The sequence below is a fragment of the Sphingomonas naphthae genome, assembly GCF_028607085.1.
In the GTDB taxonomy this organism is placed as follows: Bacteria; Pseudomonadota; Alphaproteobacteria; order Sphingomonadales; family Sphingomonadaceae; genus Sphingomonas_Q; species Sphingomonas_Q naphthae.
Genome location: NZ_CP117411.1, coordinates 1,843,931 through 1,859,133, shown reverse-complemented (window position 1 = coordinate 1,859,133; position 15,203 = coordinate 1,843,931). Strand labels below are relative to the sequence as shown.

13 protein-coding genes and 1 tRNA gene are annotated in these 15,203 nt (G+C 67.6%); 7 read left to right on the top strand and 7 right to left on the bottom strand.

What is annotated here, in order from left to right; all coding sequences use genetic code 11:
• Positions 1–99: 99 nt before the first annotated feature.
• From PQ455_RS08780 to PQ455_RS08770, 3 genes are all read left to right on the top strand, one after another.
• A complete protein-coding gene (locus PQ455_RS08780; protein ID WP_273691046.1) occupies positions 100–2,385 on the top strand; it encodes a glycosyltransferase family 4 protein in 2,286 nt (761 codons plus the stop codon).
• Positions 2,386–2,489: 104 nt separating this feature from the next.
• Positions 2,490–3,770 (top strand): glycoside hydrolase family 130 protein, encoded by a 1,281-nt coding sequence (locus PQ455_RS08775; RefSeq protein WP_273691044.1) that lies wholly within the window; start codon positions 2,490–2,492, stop codon positions 3,768–3,770.
• A gap of 84 nt (positions 3,771–3,854) precedes the next feature.
• Entirely contained in the window at positions 3,855–4,151 is a 297-nt protein-coding gene (locus PQ455_RS08770; RefSeq protein WP_273691042.1) for a hypothetical protein, read from the top strand.
• A gap of 307 nt (positions 4,152–4,458) precedes the next feature.
• On the opposite strand, the gene PQ455_RS08765 is transcribed toward PQ455_RS08770, so the two are convergent.
• The 6 genes from PQ455_RS08765 to PQ455_RS08740 form a co-directional block, all read right to left on the bottom strand.
• Positions 4,459–4,899: a DUF6628 family protein gene (locus tag PQ455_RS08765; protein WP_273691041.1), complete on the bottom strand. Its 441-nt coding sequence runs from the start codon at positions 4,897–4,899 to the stop codon at positions 4,459–4,461.
• A 286-nt stretch (positions 4,900–5,185) separates the two neighbouring features.
• A complete protein-coding gene (locus tag PQ455_RS08760; protein WP_273691040.1) occupies positions 5,186–6,496 on the bottom strand; it encodes a bifunctional folylpolyglutamate synthase/dihydrofolate synthase in 1,311 nt (436 codons plus the stop codon).
• Positions 6,497–6,517: 21 nt separating this feature from the next.
• On the bottom strand, positions 6,518–7,366 hold the full coding sequence (accD, locus tag PQ455_RS08755) for an acetyl-CoA carboxylase, carboxyltransferase subunit beta (protein WP_273691038.1): 849 nt from the start codon (positions 7,364–7,366) through the stop codon (positions 6,518–6,520).
• A complete protein-coding gene (trpA, locus tag PQ455_RS08750; RefSeq protein ID WP_273691035.1) occupies positions 7,363–8,187 on the bottom strand; it encodes a tryptophan synthase subunit alpha in 825 nt (274 codons plus the stop codon). Before trpA ends, accD begins: the two co-directional genes overlap by 4 nt.
• A complete protein-coding gene (trpB, locus tag PQ455_RS08745) occupies positions 8,184–9,428 on the bottom strand; it encodes a tryptophan synthase subunit beta (protein ID WP_273691032.1) in 1,245 nt (414 codons plus the stop codon). The genes trpA and trpB overlap by 4 nt, the downstream gene beginning before the upstream one ends.
• Entirely contained in the window at positions 9,425–10,066 is a 642-nt protein-coding gene (locus tag PQ455_RS08740; protein ID WP_273691029.1) for a phosphoribosylanthranilate isomerase, read from the bottom strand. The genes trpB and PQ455_RS08740 overlap by 4 nt, the downstream gene beginning before the upstream one ends.
• 107 nt (positions 10,067–10,173) lie before the next feature.
• Here PQ455_RS08740 and PQ455_RS08735 point away from each other — a divergent pair, with 107 nt between their 5' ends.
• Positions 10,174–10,668, top strand: coding sequence for a hypothetical protein (locus PQ455_RS08735; protein WP_273691026.1), 495 nt, complete (start codon positions 10,174–10,176; stop codon positions 10,666–10,668).
• Between the two features lie 132 nt (positions 10,669–10,800).
• On the opposite strand, the gene opgC is transcribed toward PQ455_RS08735, so the two are convergent.
• Positions 10,801–11,967, bottom strand: a complete 1,167-nt coding sequence (opgC, locus tag PQ455_RS08730) for an OpgC domain-containing protein (RefSeq protein WP_273691023.1) — start codon at positions 11,965–11,967, stop codon at positions 10,801–10,803.
• A 120-nt stretch (positions 11,968–12,087) separates the two neighbouring features.
• Here opgC and lon point away from each other — a divergent pair, with 120 nt between their 5' ends.
• The 3 genes from lon (at position 12,088) to PQ455_RS08715 (ending at position 15,202) form a co-directional block, all read left to right on the top strand.
• On the top strand, positions 12,088–14,493 hold the full coding sequence (lon, locus tag PQ455_RS08725; RefSeq protein ID WP_273691020.1) for an endopeptidase La: 2,406 nt from the start codon (positions 12,088–12,090) through the stop codon (positions 14,491–14,493).
• Positions 14,494–14,735: 242 nt separating this feature from the next.
• On the top strand, positions 14,736–15,008 hold the full coding sequence (locus tag PQ455_RS08720) for an HU family DNA-binding protein (protein WP_273691017.1): 273 nt from the start codon (positions 14,736–14,738) through the stop codon (positions 15,006–15,008).
• A gap of 119 nt (positions 15,009–15,127) precedes the next feature.
• Positions 15,128–15,202 (top strand) — tRNA-Val (locus PQ455_RS08715).
• Position 15,203: the final 1 nt, after the last annotated feature.

The window sequence follows — 15,203 nt, the reverse complement described above, 5'->3', positions numbered from 1 at the left end:
ACCTTTCGCCCCGATGAACATTCATCCCTGGGCAAGGTGAAAACCGTGCCAATCCCAAAACTTAGCCCCATGGGCGGGCTGCTGCGCGACGGAGATGTGATGAGCGAAGGCCAGGGGATCAAGTCGGTGCGGCGCATCGCGATGATCGGCAACAGCTTGCCGCGGCTGTGCGGCATCGCCACCTATACCACCCATGTTCGCGACGCGATGATCGCCCACAAGCCCGAACTGGCCGCCGATCTCTACGCGATGACCGATCCCGGCAGCACCTATGCCTATGGCCCTGAAGTCGTTTGCGAAATCGCGCAGGAAGAGGTGAGCGACTATCATCTCGCCGCCCAGCGCATCAACGACAGCGAGGCGGATGTCGTCCTCGTCCAGCATGAATATGGCATTTTCGGCGATCATGCCGGCGCGCATCTGCTGAAGGTGCTCAACCGGGTCGAGGCGCCGGTCGTCGTGGTTCTGCATACGGTGCTGGAAGAGCCGAACGCGGATCAGCGCGCCGTGATCGAGGCGCTGGCGCGCCGGGCATCGACGCTGATCGTGATGGCGGAGAAGGGCAAGGACATCCTGCGCCGCGTTCACGGCATCGCGGCATCGCTGATCGCCGTGGTGCCGCATGGCGTGCCCGATAGGCCGATGACCGACCCCGCCATGTTCAAGCCGCGCTTCGGTTTCGCTGGGCATCGCGTGCTGCTGACCTTCGGCCTCCTGTCGCCCAACAAGGGCATCGAGACGATGATCCGCGCGCTGCCGGCGCTGACGGCGACGCGGCCGGACCTGCTATATGTCGTGCTCGGCGCGACCCATCCGCACCTCGTCGCCCGCGAAGGCGAGGTCTACCGCGACAGCCTGAAGGCGCTGGCCGGCGAATTGGGCGTGTCGGACAATATCCGCTTCATCGATGGCTTTCTCGAACAGGAGGATCTGCTCGATTACCTGTCGGCGGCCGACATCTACGTCACGCCCTACCTCAATGCCGCCCAGATCACGTCGGGCACGCTCTCCTATGCGGTGGCGCTGGGCCGGGCGGTGGTGTCGACGCCTTACTGGCATGCCGAGGAATTGCTGGCCGACGGCGTGGGCGCGCTGATCGATTTCGGGAGCAGCGACGGGTTCGCGCGCGCGATCGGCGGTTTGCTCGACGATCCGCAGCGTCTGCTGGCGATGCGCGAGCGGGCCTATGATGTCGGGCGCGGCATGACGTGGGACATGCTGGCCGACGCCTATCTGCGCATCTGCACCCGCGCGCTCGATCGCAAGCCGGTGCGGCTCAAGCGCAAGCGCCCCGGCCGGCTCGACCCGGTGACGCCGCGCCTCGACGCGGTGGAGCGATTGTCCGACGGAACGGGCATCATCCAGCATTCGATCTTCAGCGTCCCCGATCGTGACCATGGCTATTGCGTCGACGACAATTGCCGCGCGCTGATGCTGATGCACCGCATGCCGGCGGCCGACGCCGAGCGCGCCGACGCGCTGGCGACGGTCTATGCCTCCTTCGTCCAGCATGCCTGGAACGGCGATCAGGGGCGGTTCCGCAACTTCATGGGCTTCGATCGCAGCTGGCTCGAGGCGGTCGGCTCGGAGGACAGTTTCGGCCGTTCGCTCTGGTCGATCGGCGATACCGTGCAGCGCGGGCGTATCCCCGAACTGAAGCGCTGGGCGCTGCATCTGTTCGATCAGGTGGCGCCGTCGGCGCTGGCGCTGGGATCGCAGCGGGCCTGGGCCTTCTGCCTGTTCGGCGCCGAATCCGTGCTGCGATCGCACCCAAGCCATGAACTGGCCCGCACGCTCGTCCGCACCTTCGCGGATCGGCTGATGACGCAGCTGGCCGTGGCGCGGCGCGACGACTGGGCCTGGTTCGAAGCGACGCTCGCCTATGACAACGCCCGTCTGCCCGAAGCGCTGCTGCGCGCCGGCGACGTGCTGGGCGATCAGGCGCTGATCGATGCCGGGTTGGAAACGCTCGCCTGGATCGATGCGGTGCAGACCAACCCCGCCGGCCAGTTCCGCGCGGTCGGCACCGACAGCTTCGGCCGCGAATATCGCCCGCCGCTGCCCTATGACCAGCAACCGCTGGAGGCCTGGGCCTCGCTCGACGCGACGGCGCTGGCCTATTCGATCACCGGCGACGCGCGCTGGGCCGCGGCGGCGGAGCGGGCCTACCGCTGGTATCTGGGCGACAATGATGTCGGCCTGCCGCTGGCGTCCGACGACGGCGGCTGCTTCGACGGGCTGATGAGCGACCGGATCAACATGAACCAAGGTGCCGAGTCCGTGCTGGCCTTCCAGTTCGCCTGCTGCACGATCGCCGAAATGCACGCCGCCGGGCGGGGCGAGGAAACGCCCGCGACACCGGTGAAAACGCTGAAAGCCGGCTGAACTTGCCCGATCGTGGGCCGCGACGCTTGCGGCCCCGGCCTCTCGCGCTAAGACAGGCGCTCTGAGGCCGCATCTGTCGCGGTCGCGGCCGGGGAGACGACAGGTTGCTCGACGTCATAGCGTGTCCGCTGCGTTTGCAGGCTGATCCGGCACGGGTCGTGGTGCGGCCCTTCCATATCGCGATCGACGCCAACGTCATGCCGGGCAAGCCGGGCCGCGTGCGGCGGATCGTCAACGCCGTGCTGGCGCTGAGCGAGGCCGAGGCCGACGCAGAGCTGGAACTGGTGCTGCGCGACTTCGAGGCGCGCCACTGGCAGACGCGCAACGTCTTCCGCACGCGTTACGCGGCGATCGCCAATGCGCTGAAGCTGGACGGCGATTCGCTGTCGGAGGCGCATCGCCAGCTGATCGGCGCCTATTTCTGCCACGAATATAGCTATGCGGCGGCGGCGCTGATGAACCCGTCGATCGTGCCGCATCCCGACCAGTCGGGCCTGTCGGACGGCGCGGTGCGCATCGCCATGTCGCTGCGCGCGGTCGGCGAGGGGCATATCTCCTCGGTTGCCTTCCGCGAGGGCATCGTCGGGCCGGGGTCGGTGTTCGAGCTGATGTCCGAGCCGCCCTTCGCCACCGCCGCCGACAGCGCGGCCGAGCTGGAGAATGGCGCGATCGAGGTGCATCGCAACCCGGACAGCTCGCTGTCGGGCACGGTGCTGTTCCCGATGACGGCGGCGCAGAGCAATGGCCTGGAGGATCTCCGCCTCGTGCAGTTCACGCACGACGACGGCAGCATGGAATATCTAGGCACCTACACCGCCTATAACGGCTCGGGCATCCGATCCGAAATGCTGCGCACCAAGGATTTCCGCAGTTTCCAGCTGGCGCCGATGAGCGGGCCGGCGGCGCGCAACAAGGGCATGGCGCTGTTCCCGCGCAAGGTGGGCGGCGATTATCTGATGATCGGCCGGCAGGATGGCGAGAATGTCTTCCTGATCCGTTCGGATCGGCTCGATTATTGGGGCGAGGGCCAGCTGCTGCTGGAGCCGCGCTATCCGTGGGAGCAGGTGCAGCTCGGCAATTGCGGCTCGCCGATCGAGCTGGACGAGGGCTGGCTGCTGCTGACCCACGGTGTCGGCGCGATGCGCAAATATTCGATCGGCGCGGTGCTGCTCGACAAGGACGATCCCTCCAAGGTGATCGGCCGGATGACCCAGCCGCTCTTCTCGGCGGCGGATCAGGATCGCGAGGGTTATGTGCCCAACGTGGTCTATACGTGCGGCGCGCTGAAGCAGGATGGAATGCTGTTCGTGCCCTACGGCGTGGCGGACAGTTCGGTGGCCTTCGCCTTCGTGCCGATCAAGGATCTCGTCGCCGCGATGGTGTGAGCGGCGCCGGCGGGAGCCGGAGGCGCCGCCCGCACGTTGATCCCGCGCGTGGCACCGGCCATGGCGCGGAACGGGTGACGATCGATGCGGGATCTGGTGGCCGGCCTCTGCTTCATCGCGGCGGTGCTGATGATCGTCGTCGGGCTGATCGGGATGATCCGGCCCGGCCTCGTGCGGATGGAGGCGCGATCGACCGGCTTCATCCTGTTACCGTCGTCGCTGTCGGCGATGGTGCTGGGCGTGGTCGCGCTGACGGGCGATCTGGCGATGATCGCGACGGCGATCATCCTGCCATGGGCGGCGATCTTCACGCGGACGGCATGGCGCAAGGCGCGGGCGCAGCGGCAGGCCAGAGCGGCGGCGCGGGCAGGACAGGGGTAAGGGGACGGCGAAGGGTCTTGCGTGCCGGCCGCTGGCATCGCCATACGGCCGGTCGCTCGACGAGGCGCTTCTCTCGATATCTCGATCCTGTGCGGCGAGGGGGCTTCAACCTCGCCGGATCAAGGAGTTACGCGGCGAGGACGATGCCTACCGCGAGCGCCTGAGCCACAACCACCAGCGTGAGGCTGAGGGTGTTCTCAAACAGCTTCATGTCTTTCCCTTTCACGAGCGGCAATGTCCCGCTCGTGAGTAGACATAATAATATTGCGCACTGACGCAATGTTGTTTGTTGCATCGCAACGTGCGTTCAGTGCAACTCTTCCTGCTCGAATGGGTGACCGAGATCGGCGAACGCCTGGCCCAGCGCCTGCGCGCTGCCGAGCGCGCCGAGGCAATGCTTCACGCCGAGCAATTCGCTGAGCATGTCGTGCGCGCCCTGCGGATCGCGCACCGCGCCGTCGACGGCGGAGAGGATGCCCGCCTCGGTCGCGGTCATGCGGTTGCAGCAGCAGGGCGCGACCACGATCTTGCGCGCCGACACCCGCGACATTTCCGCCATGAGCGCGCGCAGCAGGATGAGCGGGCGGCGGAAGCCGAGCCCGAACCAGCCGATCATCGCATGGGCGGCATGGGCATCGTCCAGCCCATGCGCCGCGATCCGCCGGATCGCGAAGAGGAGGATGCGCCGGTTGTGACAGGTGGGCGCCGCGATCGGCAGCAGGCGGGTGAGTTCGGGCGTGTCCGACATGGATTGTCTCCTCTCGATGACGAGAGAAAAGCATGGCACGCTATTGCAAGTCAATCGCAATAATTGCAGACGGCGAGGGGATGGGCGATCATGGGCCACGGTTGGCCGCCCCAACCGCGCCGGTGCTCCTGCGTAGGCAGGAGCCCAGAGTTAGGCACCGGATCGAATGTGGTTGTGTCGAGGGCGCGTGACGAGGTGCTGCTCTGACAGTGCCGACGGTCGAAGCTCGTTCCCTACCGTTCCGTAACCCTAGGCTCCTGCCTGCGCAGGAGCACGGCATGGGGGGTTACTCCGGTAGCGTCCCGTTGGCTTCCAGTACGCGGCCCGCGAGGTAGAGCGAGCCCATCACCAGCACCATCGGCGGCACCTCTCCGGCGAGGATGCGGTCGAGCGCCCCGGGTACGTCCGCCGCCGCCTCGCCCGCAAAGCCATGCGCGCGGGCCAGCGCGATCAGCGCGTCGGGATCGTGATGGGCGTGGCCGGGGATCGGGACGGCGTGGATGCTGGTGGCGTAAGGCGCGATCGGCGCGAGGATGCCGGCGGGATCCTTGTTGGCGAGGATGCCGACGATCAGCGCCGCCTTTTGCCCGCGACTTTTCAGGAAATCGGCGATGGCGAGGGCGGCGGCGGGGTTGTGGCCGCCATCGAGCCAGAGTTCCGAGCCCGCCGGCATCCGATCGGCCAGCGCGCCGGTGGTGAGGCGCTGGAGGCGGGCGGGCCATTCGGCCCAGCCCATCGCGGCGCGATAGGCGGTCGGCGCGATCGGCAGCGCCTGCTGGTGGCGCAGCATCGCCACCGCCAGCGCGGCGTTGCCGGCCTGATGGCGGCCGGGCAGGCGCGGCAGCGGTAGCTCAAGCTCGCCGGCCGCGTCATGATAGTGGAGGCGGCCCTTCAGGACCGTCGCATCCCATGCGCCGCCCTTGGCCATCCAGGGGGCGCCCGTATCCTGCACGACACGGCCGATCTGCTCGGCTTGGCCGCGCGGATAATGCTGGGTGAGGAGGGGCACGCCGCGCTTGGCGATGCCGGCCTTCTCGGCGGCGATCTGCTCGATCGTGTCACCCAGGAAAGCCTGATGATCGATGCCGAGCTGGGCGATGCCGCAGGCGACGGGGGCGGGGATCACGTTGGTCGCGTCGAGCCGGCCACCGAGCCCCACCTCGATCACGCAGGCGTCGGCGGGGATGCGGGCGAAGGCGAGGAAGGCCGCGGCGGTCGTGACCTCGAAGAAACTGGCGCCGACGTCAGCGCCGGCATCCAGCACCTCCCGCAGTAGATCGGCGAGCAGCGCATCCTCGATCAGCCGCCCGGCGACACGGATCCGCTCGTTGAAGCGCACCAGATGCGGGCTGGTGAAGACATGGACGGTGTGGCCGGAGGCCTCCAGCGCGGCGCGCAGGAAGGCGCAGGTCGATCCCTTGCCGTTGGTGCCGGCGACGTGGAACACGGGCGGCAGGCGGAAGTGCGGATCGCCGACCCGCGCCAGCAGCGCCGTGATCCGCTCCAGTCCGAGGATGTCGGCACCCGGTGAGAGCGTCGCCAGCCGGTCGAGCTGGGCCTGCACCGCCGGATCGGACGAGACCGCATGGTCCGCCATCTCAGGCCGCTCCGGCGCCCGTCAGGCGGATTGGGGGCACAGATAGCCGATCAGCCGCGCCAGTTCGGCGCGCAGCTCGGCGCGGTGGACGACCATGTCGAGCATGCCGTGATCGAGCAGATATTCGGCCCGCTGAAAGCCCTCGGGCAGCTTCTCGCGAATGGTGGATTCGATCACCCGCTGGCCGGCGAAGCCGATCAGCGCGCCCGGTTCGGCGATCTGTACGTCGCCGAGCATCGCATAGCTGGCGGTGACGCCGCCGGTCGTGGGGTCGGTCATCACGACGATATAGGGCAGGCCGGCCTCGCGCAGGCGGGCGATGGCGACGGTGGTCTTGGGCATCTGCATGAGGGAGAGGATACCCTCCTGCATGCGCGCGCCGCCGGCGGCGGTGAAGATGATGTAGGGGCACCGATCGGCGATCGCCGCCTCGGCGCCCGCGACGAAGGCGGCACCCACGGCGAGGCCCATCGATCCGCCCATGAAGGCGAAATTCTGGACGCCGACGACGGCCTTCAGCCCCTCGATCTCGCCGCGCGCGTTGATGAGCGCGTCCTGATCGCCGGTGGTGGCCCGCGCCTTCCTGATGCGATCGACGTACTTCGCCGAATCGCGGAATTTGAGCGGATCCTCGCGCACCTCGGGCGGGGCCAGCGGCGTGTAGATGCCGCCGTCGAAGAGCTGGTCGAAGCGCTCGTCGGGGCCGATGCGGCCGTGGAAGCCGCATTTCGGGCAGACCGAGAGATTCTCCTCCCACTCCTTGGCGAACACCATCTGGCCGCAGCTCGGGCACTTCTGCCAGAGATTGTCGGGCACGTCGCGCCGGGGCGCGAAGGGAAGCGCGTTGCGGACGCGATCGAGCCAGCTCATGCCGCCATCTCCTGCCGCGCGCCGCGAACGGCGGCGCTCAAGTCACTGACGAAGCTCTGCACCGCCGGCGCGGGGTCACGGCCCTCGGCGGCGGCGGTGGCGACGATCTCGACGATGGCCGATCCGACCACCACGCCGTTCGCCACGCGGGCGATGGCCGAGGCCTGGGCCGGCGTGCGGACGCCGAAGCCCACCGCGATGGGCAGATCGGTCGCGTCGCGCAGGCGGGTGACCGCCTCCTCGATCGCGGCCTGCTGTGCCTGCTGCTTGCCGGTGATGCCGGCGACCGAGACATAATAGAGGAAGCCCGACGCGCCGTTCACGATCGTCTTGAGCCGCTCGGCATCGCTGGTCGGGGTGGCGAGGCGGACCATGTCGACCCCCGCGCCCCGCAGGGCGGCGCCGAGCGCGTCATCCTCCTCGGGCGGGATATCGACGCAGATCACGCCGTCCACGCCAGCCTCGGCGGCGGCATGGGCGAACCAGCCCGGCCCGCGCCGCACCATCGGATTGGCATAGCCCATCAGCACCAGCGGCACCTGCGGATGGCGCGCGCGGAAGGCGGTGGCGATGGCGAGCAGATCGGCGGTGCGGGTGCCGGCGGCGAGCGAGCGGAGGTTGGCCAATTCGATCGCCGGGCCGTCGGCCATCGGATCGGTGAAGGGCATCCCCAGCTCGATCACGTCGGCGCCGCCCGCGACCAGCGCGTCGAGGATCGCCGGGGTAGCGGCGGGGGTGGGGTCACCGCCGGTTACGAAGGTGACGAGCGCGCCGCGCCCCTCGGCCGCGCAGCGCGCGAACGTATCGGTCAGGCGGGTCATATCGACACCCCCAGAGCGGCGGCGACGGTGAAGATATCCTTGTCACCACGCCCGCACAGATTGGCGACGATGATCTGGTCGCTCCGCATTTCCATGGCCTTGCGGGCAACGGCGGCGATGGCGTGCGAAGGTTCGAGCGCGGGAATGATGCCCTCGGTGCGGCAGAGCAACTGGAAAGCGTCGAGCGCCTCCCGGTCGGTCGCGCTCTCGTAGTCGACCCGGCCGCTCTCGTGCAGCCAGCTATGTTCGGGGCCGATGCCGGGATAGTCGAGCCCGGCCGAGATCGAATGGGCCTCGGTGATCTGGCCGTCCTCGTCCTGCAACAGATAGGTGCGGTTGCCGTGGAGGACGCCGGGCTCACCGCCGGCGATGCTGGCGGCGTGCTGGTCGGTGTCCAGCCCGTGGCCGGCCGCCTCGACGCCCAGCATCGCGACTTCGCTGTCGTCGAGGAAGGGGTGGAACAGGCCGATCGCGTTCGATCCGCCGCCGATCGCGGCCACCAGCAGATCGGGCAGGCGCCCTTCGGCGGCCATGATCTGCTTGCGCGCTTCCTTGCCGATCACCGACTGGAAATCGCGGACCAGTTCGGGATAGGGGTGCGGGCCGGCAGCGGTGCCGATGATGTAGAACGTGTCGTGGACGTTGGCGACCCAGTCGCGCAGCGCCTCGTTCATGGCGTCCTTCAGGGTGCGCGAGCCGCTCTCGACCGCGCGGACCTCGGCGCCCAATAGCTTCATGCGGAACACGTTCGGCTGCTGCCGCTCGACGTCCTTGGCGCCCATGAATATCACGCACGGCAGGCCGAAGCGCGCCGCGACGGTGGCGGTGGCGACGCCATGCTGGCCGGCGCCCGTCTCGGCGATGATCCGCGTCTTGCCCATGCGGCGGGCCAGCAGGATCTGGCCGATGCAATTGTTGATCTTGTGCGCGCCGGTGTGGTTCAGCTCGTCGCGCTTGAGGTAGATCTTCGGGCCTTTGCCCTCCAGCCCCTTGGCGCGCGCGGCGTCACGCAGCGCCTCGGTCAGTCGCTCGGCGAAATAGAGCGGACTGGGGCGGCCGACATAATGGTTGAGCAGCCAATCCAGCTCGTCCTGGAAATCGGCATCCGACTGGGCGGCGCGATATTCGCGCTCCAGATCGAGGATGAGCGGCATCAGCGTCTCGGCGACGTAGCGGCCGCCGAACTGCCCGAAATGCCCGGTATCGTCGGGCTGGGCGCGGAAGGAGTTGGGAGCGTTCATAGACGCGCGACCGATTGAAGGAAGCGGGCGATCTTGTCCACATCCTTGACGCCCGGCGCGCTCTCCACCCCTGAGGATACATCGACGAGCCGTGCCTGGGTGACGCCGATCGCCTCGGCGACATTGTCCGCATCGAGCCCGCCGGACAGCGCCCAGGGCAAAGGATGGGCGAAACCGTCCAGCAGGGTCCAGTCGAAGCGGAGGCCGAGCCCGCCGGGGATGGCGGCGCCCTCGGGCACCTTGGCGTCGTAGAGGATGCGGGTCGCGGCACCGCGATAGCTCTTCGCCATGTTGAGATCGGCGCGGGTGCGGACGGGGACGGCTTTCCAGATTTCCAGCCCGGTGCGGGCGGCAAGGGCGGCGGTGCGCTCTGGGCTTTCCTTGCCGTGCAACTGGAGCGCGCCGATGCCAGCGGCGACGACCCGGTCGATCAGTTCGTCATCGGGATCGACGAACACGCCGACGGTGGCGACGCCGCGCGGCGTGCGCTGGATCAGCGCGGCGGCGGCTTCGGGGGGCATGTCGCGCGGGCTCTTCGGGAAGAACACGAAGCCGACATGGCTCGCGCCGCCGGCGATGGCGGCGTCGAGCGTGACGGCGGTGGAGAGGCCGCAAATCTTGGCGGTGGGGCGAGTCATGGCGCGGGCTATAGCGGCTCGGCAGCGGGTCGGCGATCGATTGCGGACCCGGAACCTTCGCGCCCGCCCATCACTTGATCCCGTACCGAACGATCAAGGAGAGGATCATGCGGAACGGGATGAAGCTGGCGGCGGGCCTGTTAGGCTGCGCGGCTCTGGCGGCACCGGCGCTCGCCGAACGGATCATGGCGCCGCCGACGCCCAATTTCGTGGTCGGCTACAATGCCAGCAACGCGCAGATGCAGATGGTTGAGCTGGTCCCCAAGGGACAGACCGTGCAAGCGTGGACGACGATGATCACCACCCAGCGCATGATCGGCATGAAGGTGCCGGCCGCGACCTTCCTGACCGAACTCTCGAAGAAACTGTCGGCGGCCTGCCCCAAGGGATCGGCGACGGCGGTGCCGATGGGCGGCTCGGCCGGCCTGCGCTACGACTGCCGGATGAACACGGCGACCGGCAAGATGGAGACGACCTTCGCCCGCGCCATCAACGGGCCGAACGATCTGTATGTGGTGCAGGTCGCCTATCGGTCGCTGGCGATGCCCAAGGAAGCGGGCTGGGCGCGCGAGTATCTGGGTAACGTACGCCTGATGCCGTAAGGGTTGATCCGCCTCACGGCGGATGGGCGGCACCAGCCCGCTCCCCCACCCGGCCACCCATAAGATACTGCCGTTGGGTGGCCGGGTGGGGGAGCGGGCTGGTGCCGCCCCTGGTTCAGCGCAGCTGGACCACTAAATCGCCGGCTGCGCCCGCAGATCGGGCAGGCGCAGCCGCAGGGCCAGGAGGACGCGGCGCAGTTGTGCGAAGAGGATCAGCGCTACGATCGAAGCGCCGCTCAACAGCAGATAGGCGGTGTGGCTGGGGTCATATTCGAGCCACAGATAGCCCGCCGCATAGCTGATCGCGACGCTCGCCACGAAGCAGGGGAGCGAGGCCGAGCCGATCGCCGAGATCAGCCGCCCCGGCACCATGGTCTGAACGCGCGGCCAGGCCCAGAAGGCGCTCAGCCCCACGGCGCAGACGACCAGCGCATGGAACACCCGCAGTGCGCCGAGCCGCTCCTTGTTCTGGCCATAGAAATGGATGCGGAACCAGTCTTCGGACAGGAACATCAAGGTCAGCACGGCCAGTACCGCCAGCGCGCCCCAGAAATACCAGTGATTGGCCTGCACCCGCGCGCGCACTGTATCGAGCAGGCGCCAGCGCCCCGCCGCCATCGCGCAGAAGAACAGCAATTGCCAGGATCCGGGGCTGAAATTCCACAGCCAGTCGCCCGCCGGCGTGCCGCCCGGCAGCCGCAGCCACGAATAATGGTAGGAGACGGCCCACACCACGATCGACACGAGCAGCGACGTCTTGGGCCAGCGCACCAGCCCCCAGGCGAACAGCGGCGCCAGCAGCATCAGCGCCATATAGGCGGCGAGGATTTCGAGGCAGAAGGGCTGGACGTAGACGATCAGGAACTGGCCGAAACTGCCCATCCCGCCATTCAGGAAATAGCGGTAGAAGGTGATCCAGGCGAGTTTCCGCGACACCCACACCAGCGGCAGCACCAGCAGGAACAGCGCCAGATTATAGGCGTAGAGCTTGCCCGCCCGCGCCAGCATCGCCTTGCCGAACCGGCCGAGATCGGTCGGCCGATCGTGCCGCAGATAGACCAGCCCGACGAGGTAGCCCGAGAGCAGAAAGAAAATCTCCGCCGCGCTGGAAAAGCCATAATGGGAGAGGGTGGGGAAGGGCATCCCCTTCATGCCGCCGCGCACCACGATTCCGGTCAGATGGTTGACCGTGATGGTGATGAGCGCGAGCCCGCGCAGCAGGTCGATCGCGTGATCACGCGAGGCGCGCGGGCCGGCCGAAACGGCCGCCGGGGGAGAGGTTACGGTCTCGGAAACCACGATTTTCCCAAAGCATGTTGCCATGCGAAACGCAATCGCGGCGGCGCATTGATCCACTCGGCAACCACGCCCATATAGGTTGCAAAGCCCCGGATGGAAGCTGGGGTTCCAGGAGTCTTCATGTCCCAGACGCTGCCTATTCTTCCCCTGCGTGATATCGTCGTTTTCCCGCATATGATCGTGCCGCTGTTCGTCGGCCGCGCCAAATCGGTCGCCGCGCTCGAGAGCGCCATGGCCGCCGACAAGTCGATCTTCCTCGTCTCGCAGCTCGATCCGCGCGAGGACGATCCCGATATTGACGCGGTCTATGATCTCGGCGTGATCGCCACCGTGCTCCAGCTGCTCAAGCTGCCCGACGGCACGGTGCGCGTGCTGGTCGAGGGGCGCCAGCGCGCCTCGCTCAAGACGATGGAGGAAGGCGAGGGCTTCCTGACCGGCGAGATCGAGCTGATCGAGGAGCAGGCAAGCGACGAGGCCGCCAATTCGGAGCGGACCGCGCTGATGCGCTCGGTCGTCGAGCAGTTCGAGAATTACGCCAAGCTCAACAAGAAGGCCTCCGGTGACGCCGCCAAGCAGCTGGGCGACATCGAGGATCCCTCGCGCCTGGCCGATCAGGTCGCGGCCAACATCGCCATCAAGGTCGCCGACAAGCAGGCTCTGCTGGTCGAGCTCGATCCGGCCAAGCGGCTGGAGATGGTGTTCGCCTTCATGGAGGGCGAGCTGGGCGTGTTGCAGGTCGAGAAGAAGATCCGCAGCCGCGTGAAGCGGCAGATGGAGAAGACCCAGCGCGAATATTATCTCAACGAGCAGCTGAAGGCGATCCAGCGCGAGCTGGGCAGGGCCGAGGGCGAGGAGGGCAGCGACGAGATCGCCGAGCTGACCCAGAAGATCGCCACGACCAAGCTGTCGAAGGAAGCGCGTTCCAAGGCCACCGCCGAGCTGAAGAAGCTCAGGGGCATGGCGCCGATGTCCGCCGAGGCGACGGTGGTGCGCAACTATCTCGACGTGCTGCTCGGCCTGCCGTGGGGCAAGAAATCCAAGGTCAAGAAGGACATCGCCGCCGCGCAGGCGGTGCTGGACGCCGACCACCATGGGCTGGAAAAGGTCAAGGACCGCATCGTCGAATATCTCGCGGTGCAGGCGCGGACCAACAAGCTGAAGGGGCCGATCCTGTGCCTCGTCGGCCCGCCGGGTGTCGGCAAGACCTCGCTCGGCCGCAGCATCGCGAAAGCGACGGGGCGTGAGTTCGTGCGCCAGTCGCTGGGCGGCGTGCGCGACGAAGCGGAAATTCGCGGCCACCGCCGCACCTATATCGGCTCGCTGCCGGGCAAGATCGTGACCAATCTCAAGAAGGCGGGCACGTCCAACCCCCTGTTCCTGCTCGACGAGATCGACAAGCTGGGCCAGGATTTCCGCGGCGATCCGGCCTCGGCGCTGCTGGAGGTGCTGGACCCGGAGCAGAACGGCAAGTTCCAGGATCATTATCTGGAGATCGACGTCGATCTTTCGGATGTGATGTTCGTGACGACCGCCAACTCGTTGAATCTGCCGCAGCCCCTGCTCGACCGGATGGAGATCATCCGGCTGGAGGGTTATACCGAGGACGAGAAGGTCGAGATCGCGACGACGCATCTGCTGCCCAAGCAGATCGAGGCGCATGGGCTGAAGGCTGGCGAATTCTCGCTCGCCGAGGACGCGCTGCGCGACCTGATCCGCTATTACACGCGGGAGGCCGGCGTCCGCACGCTGGAGCGGGAACTGGCCAAGGTGGCGCGCAAGTCGCTGCGCCGCATCCTGGAGGGCAAGGCCGAGAGCGTGGAGGTTACCGCCGAGACGCTGGCCGAATTCTCCGGCGTGCGGAAATATCGCTTCGGCATCGGCGAGGAGGAGGACCAGATCGGCGCGGTCACCGGCCTCGCCTGGACCGAGGTGGGCGGCGAACTGCTGACGATCGAGGCGGTCACCGTGCCCGGCAAGGGGCTGGTCAAGACGACGGGCAAGCTGGGCGAGGTGATGCAGGAATCGGTGCAGGCCGCCTTCTCCTTCGTCCGCGCCCGCGCGCCGGGCTATGGCATCAAGCCCAGCCTGTTCGCCCGCAAGGACGTGCACATCCATTTGCCCGAAGGGGCGGTGCCCAAGGACGGGCCGTCGGCCGGCATCGGCATGGTCACCACGATCGTCTCGACCCTCACCGGCATCCCGGTGCGGCGCGATGTCGCCATGACCGGGGAGGTGACTCTCCGTGGGCGGGTGCTGCCGATCGGCGGCCTCAAGGAAAAACTGCTCGCGGCGCTGCGCGGAGGGATCACCACCGTGCTGATCCCGGCGGAGAATGAGAAGGATCTGGCCGAAATCCCCGCCAATGTGCGCGAGGGGCTGAAGATCATTCCCGTCGCCCATGTCGATCAGGTGCTGGAACTGGCGCTCGCCGGCCCCATCGCCCCGATCGACTGGACCGAGGCCGACGAGTTGGCCGCCGCGCCGGTCGCGCTGGGCAGCGGCGCGGAGGCGACGCTGCGCCACTAGAGTGCTCCTCCCCTGCGAGGGGAGGTGGCAACCCGCAGGGTTGACGGAGGGGTGTCACGCCATCGAGGGCGGGTCACCCCTTCACCATCGGCTGCGCCGATGGTCCCCCTCCCCTTGCAGGGGAGGATTTCCGCAAAACCAGGCGCTGGAAGACATCGCTTTTCCGCCGCTTTTTCCTTTTGACTCGGGCCGTTCTCGCGGCTTTACATGGCCCCCTCCGGCAAGGGGGAGAGGATAAAAAAATGAACAAGCAGGAATTGATCGGCGCTGTCGCCGAAAACACCGGCCTTGGCCGCAACGACGTGTCCAAGGCCGTCGAGGCCGTTCTCGAAACCATCGGGTCCGCGCTGAAGGGCGGCGACGAAGTCCGCCTCGTGGGCTTCGGCACCTTCTCCGTCAGCAAGCGCAAGGCCTCCACGGGCCGCAACCCGCGCACCGGCGAGCCGATGAAGATCGCCTCGTCCTCCCAGCCCAAGTTCCGTCCGGGCAAGGGCCTCAAGGATCTGGTCAACTAAACCGCATCGGGGCGCTGGACAGCGGCGATTCCAGCGGTTAAGCGCCCCTTCCGGTTCGATGTCCGCCACGATATCGGGCCTGCCGAAGCCCTCCCCGGAGGGTGGACGCGACCGACAGTGGGCGCGTAGCTCAGTGGTAGAGCACTGTGTTCACACCGCAGGTGTCGCTGGTTCAATCCCAGCCGCGCCCACCAT

Bases quoted from the DNA above. Each gene is read 5' to 3' on its own strand.
- PQ455_RS08780 (WP_273691046.1), top strand. From the start codon at position 100: ATGAGCGAAGGCCAGGGGATCAAGTCGGTGCGGCGCATCGCGATGATC.
- PQ455_RS08770 (WP_273691042.1), top strand. From the start codon at position 3,855: ATGCGGGATCTGGTGGCCGGCCTCTGCTTCATCGCGGCGGTGCTGATG.
- PQ455_RS08765 (WP_273691041.1), bottom strand. From the start codon at position 4,899: ATGTCGGACACGCCCGAACTCACCCGCCTGCTGCCGATCGCGGCGCCC.
- PQ455_RS08760 (WP_273691040.1), bottom strand. From the start codon at position 6,496: ATGGCGGACCATGCGGTCTCGTCCGATCCGGCGGTGCAGGCCCAGCTC.
- accD (WP_273691038.1), bottom strand. From the start codon at position 7,366: ATGAGCTGGCTCGATCGCGTCCGCAACGCGCTTCCCTTCGCGCCCCGG.
- trpA (WP_273691035.1), bottom strand. From the start codon at position 8,187: ATGACCCGCCTGACCGATACGTTCGCGCGCTGCGCGGCCGAGGGGCGC.
- trpB (WP_273691032.1), bottom strand. From the start codon at position 9,428: ATGAACGCTCCCAACTCCTTCCGCGCCCAGCCCGACGATACCGGGCAT.
- PQ455_RS08740 (WP_273691029.1), bottom strand. From the start codon at position 10,066: ATGACTCGCCCCACCGCCAAGATTTGCGGCCTCTCCACCGCCGTCACG.
- PQ455_RS08735 (WP_273691026.1), top strand. From the start codon at position 10,174: ATGCGGAACGGGATGAAGCTGGCGGCGGGCCTGTTAGGCTGCGCGGCT.
- lon (WP_273691020.1), top strand. From the start codon at position 12,088: ATGTCCCAGACGCTGCCTATTCTTCCCCTGCGTGATATCGTCGTTTTC.
- PQ455_RS08720 (WP_273691017.1), top strand. From the start codon at position 14,736: ATGAACAAGCAGGAATTGATCGGCGCTGTCGCCGAAAACACCGGCCTT.